At 55.7% G+C, this 6,899-nt stretch carries 5 protein-coding genes; 3 read left to right on the forward strand and 2 right to left on the reverse strand.

Going from position 1 to position 6,899, the window contains the following annotated elements:
• Position 1 precedes the first annotated feature (1 nt).
• Both QZ554_RS04210 and QZ554_RS04215 read right to left on the reverse strand, forming a co-directional pair.
• The gene (locus QZ554_RS04210) at positions 2-664 is read right to left on the reverse strand and encodes an MBL fold metallo-hydrolase (protein ID WP_297194621.1); all 663 of its coding nucleotides are present in this window, start codon (positions 662-664) and stop codon (positions 2-4) included.
• 168 nt (positions 665-832) lie between these two features.
• Positions 833-2,896 carry a hypothetical protein gene (locus QZ554_RS04215; RefSeq protein WP_297194622.1) on the reverse strand — a complete coding sequence of 688 codons (2,064 nt, stop codon included), beginning with the start codon at positions 2,894-2,896 and terminating at the stop codon, positions 833-835.
• Between the two features lie 802 nt (positions 2,897-3,698).
• Between QZ554_RS04215 and QZ554_RS04220 the strand changes: the two genes are divergently transcribed.
• From QZ554_RS04220 to QZ554_RS04230, 3 genes are all read left to right on the forward strand, one after another.
• Entirely contained in the window at positions 3,699-4,562 is an 864-nt protein-coding gene (locus tag QZ554_RS04220; RefSeq protein ID WP_297194623.1) for a hypothetical protein, read from the forward strand.
• A gap of 24 nt (positions 4,563-4,586) precedes the next feature.
• Positions 4,587-5,492, forward strand: a complete 906-nt coding sequence (locus QZ554_RS04225; RefSeq protein WP_297194624.1) for a hypothetical protein — start codon at positions 4,587-4,589, stop codon at positions 5,490-5,492.
• A 448-nt stretch (positions 5,493-5,940) separates the two neighbouring features.
• Positions 5,941-6,899: CTP synthase (locus tag QZ554_RS04230; protein WP_297194625.1), on the forward strand; the 959-nt coding region annotated here is incomplete at its 3' end.

Here is a 6,899-nt window from a genome sequence, read left to right on the forward strand (position 1 = left end):
CTTATTTCGTAGCCTTTAGGAAGGGATTGTGCCGACGCTCCTGTCCGATCGTCGTCTCCTCTCCATGTCCACTGAAGACGATCGTCTCGTCGGGCAGAGGGAGATACTGCTCTCGTATGGAGCTGAGGAGCTGGTCGTAGTCCCCGCACCAGAGGTCGGTGCGCCCGATCGTCCCCTGTAGGAGCGTATCCCCCGAGAGCAGGATCCCCGACTCCTCCGCATAGAAGGCGATGTGCCCCGGTGCATGTCCCGGCACGAAGAGCACACGTAGCTCCTCACGTCCTAGGCGGATGAGGTCGTCTTGTCCTACGAGGGTGTAGCTCTCCCTCGGGACATCCTCTAGGTGGAGGGGGATAGCGAAGGAGCGAAGTTGCTCCGAGGGGCGGGGTAGGAGGTCGAAGTCTGGGGCATCGGTATAGGCGGTAATCTCGGGCCAAGTACGTAGTACGTAGGCCGATCCCCACACGTGGTCAAAGTGCTGGTGGGTGCACAGCAGGAGCTGTGGTGTCAGTCCCTCCTCGTCGATGAAGGCCTTGAGTCGAGCCTCCTCGGAGCGTACCATGCAACCCGGGTCTATGATGGCGGCCTCACGTGTATCCTCATCATAGAGGACATAGGTATTCTCCTGCACGGGGCTGAATACAAACTGGTGTATCTTGAGCATTTCCTAATACATATATAATAATGTAGTGCAAAGATGCGAAAAACACCTCTACCTACCGCCGTCTCTCTCCTCCCCTCATGATGGATCCTGCCTCAAGGATAGGTATGAGGGGGATGAGCCCGTGGGTAGTGGCGTCGCCTAGAGGCCTAGGAGCTGTCCCGTCATCGGCTACCTCATGAGGGCATTCTCTAGGGTGGTGTCTAGTGTGGGACGCTCGAGCTTCTTCCCTCGCCCGAAGCCGAAGCTATAGGTCACCGTCACACCGATATACCGACCCTCTGCTTGGCTGTAGCGTCGTTGGTCTAGGCGATATACCCCGTAGTCCATATAGGTATGAGTGGAGGTATACTGACGGAGGATGTTCCGGATCGTAAGGCCGATGTTCCAAGCTCCGTGGTGCCATCTGATCACCCCTCCGTAGGTGCTGGGGCTGTGGAGGTATAGGGGCTCTCTCGCATCAAGGGCAGTATAGGGGGCTGAGTAGTCCGCCCCTAGATACACACGGCCTATCAGGTAGGATAGGGATAGGTCAAGCCGTGCCACGTGCTGCCTTAGCTGGTAGCGTGAGGCATCTATGATATTATACTCATAGGTCATAGAGCCCCCTAGGGTCAAGCGCTTCCCTAGTAATGAGTATGTCCCCGATAGAGAGAACATATTGCCGTAGAATCTCCCGTCGTTGGCTCGGGTACTGTAGACCCTCCTCGTGTCGGAATAGTAATGCCGGAGTTCGTTGTGGAGATAGATCGTGCTGCTATAGGCCAGCTCCATGCCGAGCGAACCTATGGTGCCGTTATAGGCTGCTGTATTGCTCACGACCTTGATCGGGCGCAGGTATGGGTTCCCGACCTTGACCTCGAGGGCAGAGATGGGGATCGTCATCGCATTCTTGTTGGATGGATCGAAGAGCGTATGTGTGTATTGCCCGTTTAGAGAGATCGAGTGACTCGGGGAGAGGGTATAGTTCGCACCATAGAAGAATACGGGGTGTAGGTAGGTCGTTGGCTGATGATTTAGCTTGATCCCCATGGAGGAGAGTCCTGCCGAGGCATAGTAGTAGAGCTTGTTGCCGATCGCCTGGCTCGCTTGGAGCAGTGCCAAGCCCTCTCTGGTGGTGAGGCTTTGCTCCCCAGCACTTATGCCCGTATAGCTGTCTCGGTAGCTCTTGGTGCTGTACATGAGGCTGAGCGTACAGGAGAGACCTCCCTTGAGCGTCTTGGTGTAGAGGGCATTGGCTGTATAGGTGAGGTTCTGCTCCGAGGCCTCTGTGGCGAAGCCCTGCTGTCGATCCTCCTGATAGCTACGGCTATGCCGATGGCGTCCGTATGATCCGTCTAGCGATAGGCTGACCGTCTGCTCCCGAGGGAGTGTAAGACTGTAGTCTAGGTGGAGTGAGGGGGAGAGCCCTCGGGCTCGTGTGTTCGTGTGCTGGGTCGTGGAGCCTTGATCCCGATAGTTCAGTAGGCTATGCCTTTCCTCCCGAGGAATACCGGTGCTAAGGAACTGGATGTAGCCACTCAGTGAGCTACTTGTCCCCGTGTGTGCGAGGACGAGCTTGGCGGCCTGTCTATCGCTCTTCTGAGTCGAGCCGAGGGTGGTCGTGTAGCGCTCCCTCGTCGTCCCGTCGTGTAGGTGGAAGGTCTCCGAGCCCTCCGTGTAGTCATGCTGTCTCTTCCAGTCATGATGCAGGGTGAGGGAGAGGGTTAGCGTGCGTCTCGTGTAGTCCGCATAGGCTAGGTAGTCCCCCTGCCTAGCTAGGAAGCCTTCTCGGAGGGAGGCATAGATGTTGCCCCCATAGTCGAGTGGCACGGTGCATATATTAATTAGTCCAGCCCTACCGGTATATCGTCCCGTAGGAGTCCTCGTGTATTCGATCTTCTGGATCGTGCTTGACCTGAGGGGTAGGAGGTCTTCTAGCTGAACCTCCCGACCGTTGATGCAGATCGCGACACTTCCCCCGAGTTGGGTGCTGATGGAGGGTGGGTAGAGGGTGACGGAGAGGCTGGGGATCTGCATGGCATTCAGGAGCTCAAGGGCATTGGTCGTATGCGTCTTTAGGAGCTTAGAGGGCCAAAAGAGGGCTCGCTGGGGTGTCTCCATCTGAGCCTTGGCCTCGATGGCTACCTCGGGTAGGCTCTTCACCTGGAGCGTGTCGGGTATAGGCTGCTGAGCGACAGCGTAGCTAGCCACACCGATGCTTGTGTAGAGGATCAATAGAGGGCGAATGCTCATACTCGTATAGATATGGAGTGTGATAAGAGTCCCATGCTCAGCCCCAGCCTTGGTACTAGAGGGCTGGCCTTGTGTGCCTGTGTCCCAGCTAGGAGATTCCATAGAGAGCGTTTAGCTGGGTACGATGGCGCACGTATCCCCAAAGGTAAACAAGATTTGGGCAGGGTAAAGCCTGTCGTATCTGAGGGGGATAGGGAGGGTGATTAGGGGCTTTCGTAACTCGCTCTGTATCTATCCCTTCTGAGGGAGGGAAACGTTCATACCGAGAGCGCCTCTGCGCTCTCGGTATGAACGCATTCACGCTCTCGGTATGATCGCTCTTGCGCTCTCGGTAAGAGCGCAGAGGCGTTCTCGGTAAGAGCGTTTCCATCCCCTTGCATTAGGTGGCGGAGACGAACATTTTAGCCCCCCCCTCTAGTCTACAGCATGAGAGGGTATATAGGACTATTGGATAGGTCGTTAAGTATATTGAGTAGGGGCAGTCCCTCCCCCGTATATGCTCACGCACGTTACCCTAGAGAGGAGGTCAGGGTGGGGCTAAATAGCACTATTTCCCTCGTATGTGAGACCGTTGTGTCGGATAGAATGTCGCTGAGGTAGCTATTGGTGTGATTCCCTTGAGAGAGCTTGCTTTTCGTCTAAGGAATATCTACATTTGTCATACTACTAAATTACTAACTATAAACAAGAAACAAGGCTCTCTATGAAGTGCCTGTACCTGATCGCAAGATATAGCCCGATGCGTGATCCTTGCGATTATCCATGGGCGGGTTACCCATACGAGACATTATTTTGTTGTGCTATGAATAAGATGAAGGCTACAATGGGGCTAGTCCTTATTCTCATCGTCTTTGCCGCACTCAGAGCTGAGGCTCAGATCACGATGAGCCTAAGGGTCAGCTGGCGCATCGAGGTCAGCCCGCTGGATACGCTGAGGCAACCGATCAACGTGCCCTACCTGCATGTAGTGTATCGCAATGACAGCGATACGAACTACTATCTGGTGCGGAGGGACAGGCCTAGATGGATCTTCCCATACATTGGGTTTACCGAGGATCTGCTTCAGTATCAAGAAAACTATGACTATGTAAATCGTAATGAGGTGAGGGCGATGCAGTTCAAGATCTACCTAGAGCAGGAACGGGTGCACAAGAGCCATCAAGTCATCCTAGGGCATAGCGGATGGGAGATAGACCAAGAGACCTCCACCTCATCCCATAGGAGCCATTCAAGTGATCCTCAGGTAGACTGGAGTGAGTGTGTGGAGTACCTACAGTATATCCTGTCCTGCCTGAGGGCTCCAGTACGAAGAGACCCTCACGCTCTGAAGGTGTACGGGCAGCAAGATAACCTTCATTCTGTAGCCAAGGAGCCCTACAAGACTGACGGGATACTTCGCCTGCTGGAGGGGCGCCTAGCCTTCCTCCCGGCTCGGAGTGAGCGGGAGTATACCTACAGCCTGCTGGCCTTTCGGATGGTGCGAGGGCGCTTCCACTTTGTCATTCCGAACAGGGTGGCAAAGGATACGACTATCGATAATGAGGCTCTAGGAATGGAGGGTGACCCGAGCAAAGGACTCTCTGAGGTTAAGCTGCCACGTCATTATGAGGGCTATCAGCTCTATCGAGGGCAGGTGCGGGGCGACTCCATCTGGATCGAGATGTAAAACTGATAAGAGATGAAGATCACAATGCCAATATACAGAGGGCTTCCCCTCGCTATCCTACTACTGTCGGCGATGAGCGCCATCTATGCCGAGGAGAGGATCTCGGTACACTTCGAGGTGCGCTGGCATCGGGAGCGAAATCCGATGGATACGCTGAGGCGTGAGCTGGATGTGCCCTACCTGCATGTGGTATACCAGAACCACACGGATACGGCCTACTATCTGGTGCGCCAGGATCAGAGCAACTGGATCTTCCCTCGGCTACGCTACTACACGGTGATTGAGGCAATTCCACGCACTGAGGAGCTAAGCCTAACGCACTATGTCCCCCGGTGGGCTACCTTTATGCTCCACGCGCGAGGGGCTGAGCTCCAGAAGCGGAAGGTGCTGACACGGCAAGTACTCCTTCAGGACCAAGCTTGGGAGGTCGAGCTAGAGCCCTCGATCCTCGATGGCAAGCCAAAGCCCCGTATTACGTATGAGGAAGGTATCTCGAACTGGAGCGAGCGAGCCTATTACCTGCAGGGCTACCTGTACTACCTCATGAATCCACAGCAAGCACATGACTGGTATCAAGTCACCTACCTACAGGGTCATGCGATGCATTCCGTGGCGACAGAGGCTGTCGTGACGGAGGGTGAGCTTCATCCCTATGTGCATCGTCTGGCCTTCCTGCCTGCCCGCAGTCGGCGGGAGTACGTGTACAGTCTGCTGGCCTTTCGCCTCATCCGTGGGCGCTGGCACTTTATGCTCCCTGATTGGGAGGCGAGCGCACGACTGCGGGATGAAGGTACTTCGCTGAATGTCTACTTGCTCCGAGACCAAGAGGCTCCGACCTCACCACAAGGCTACGCCCTACCTGATCGCTACGAGGGCTACCAGCTCTATCAGGGGCAGGTGCGGGGTGACTCTATATGGATCGAGATGTAGCGGAAAAGACTCTTGGCTATTAAGTGTCCTTGGCAGATGCCAAGGCACAGATTTAGTGTACAGAGGGGTGTGTTTGTAGCGTCCGCCCACGCAAGGGTCGTGGACAGAGGGGGACGTAAGTCGCTACTCCCCATTGTCTGCTGAGTATTGCCCTCGTGTAGAACACAGCTAGCGGGGGGAGAGGGGAGGTGTAGGTTAGGGAAAGTGTTAGTACCGTGCAAAGATGTATCTTTGTATGCGTAGCTTGGGGAGGGATGTTTGGAGCCTCCGCTCCCTAGGCTACTTTGCGTGACAACGATACAGCCCCAGTATCACCCTAATTAGACGAGCTCGGGTACTTGCTATAGCTTCCTCCTCCAGGGGGGACGAGGTGGCAGAGAGCCAGTCTGAGGGGGACAGAGGGCACAGCAACAGGGTACGTAGACAACATAGACATACACAGCGAGCAGTGGAAACAAAGTATATCTTCGTGACGGGAGGCGTCGTGTCCTCCCTCGGGAAGGGCATCGTAGCAGCCTCCCTCGGGAAGCTCCTTCAGGCACGTGGCTACAGCGTCACGATCCAAAAGTTTGACCCCTATATCAACATTGACCCAGGCACCCTCAACCCCTACGAGCACGGCGAGTGCTACGTGACCGATGATGGGCATGAGGCCGACCTCGACCTCGGGCACTATGAGCGTTTCCTCAACGTCGCTACCTCACGAGCCAACAACATCACCACGGGACGTATCTATCAGAACGTCATCCGCAAGGAGCGCAAGGGCGACTACCTCGGCAAGACCGTACAGGTCATCCCCCATATCACTGATGAGATCAAGCGTAATGTCAAGCTCCTTGGGCTCAAGAAGCGTTACGACTTCGTCATCACCGAGATCGGGGGGACGGTGGGGGACATCGAGTCCCTCCCCTTCCTAGAGAGCGTCCGTCAGCTCAAGTGGGAGCTTGGGCAGAGCTGTCTCTGCCTGCACCTAACCTACGTCCCCTACATCGCTGCAGCAGGAGAGGTCAAGACCAAGCCGACCCAGCACTCCGTCAAGCAGCTACAGGAGGTAGGTATCCAGCCCGACATCCTCGTACTGCGTACCGAGCATAGCCTCGGCAGTGACATCCTGAGGAAGGTCGCCCTCTTCTGCAACGTCTCCCCAGAGTCCGTCGTGCAGAGCGTAGACGTCCCCACGATCTATCAGGTACCCCTTGCCCTGCAGGCTCAGCATCTAGACGAGATCGTGCTGAAGAAGTGTGGCATCACCCCCGAGGGGACACCCGAGCTCAAGCCTTGGAAGCACTTCCTCGCCCTACGTGAGGAGGCGACCGAGGAGGTGCGCATAGCCCTCGTAGGGAAGTACGTGGAGCTCCAGGATGCCTACAAGTCCATCGACGAAGCTCTCCTACAGGCAGCGACCTA

Origin of the sequence: uncultured Porphyromonas sp. (assembly GCF_915070105.1) — a bacterium.
In the GTDB taxonomy this organism is placed as follows: Bacteria; Bacteroidota; Bacteroidia; order Bacteroidales; family Porphyromonadaceae; genus Porphyromonas.

Bases quoted from the DNA above. Each gene is read 5' to 3' on its own strand.
- QZ554_RS04220 (WP_297194623.1), top strand. From the start codon at position 3,699: ATGAATAAGATGAAGGCTACAATGGGGCTAGTCCTTATTCTCATCGTC.
- QZ554_RS04215 (WP_297194622.1), bottom strand. From the start codon at position 2,896: ATGAGCATTCGCCCTCTATTGATCCTCTACACAAGCATCGGTGTGGCT.
- QZ554_RS04210 (WP_297194621.1), bottom strand. From the start codon at position 664: ATGCTCAAGATACACCAGTTTGTATTCAGCCCCGTGCAGGAGAATACC.
- QZ554_RS04225 (WP_297194624.1), top strand. From the start codon at position 4,587: ATGCCAATATACAGAGGGCTTCCCCTCGCTATCCTACTACTGTCGGCG.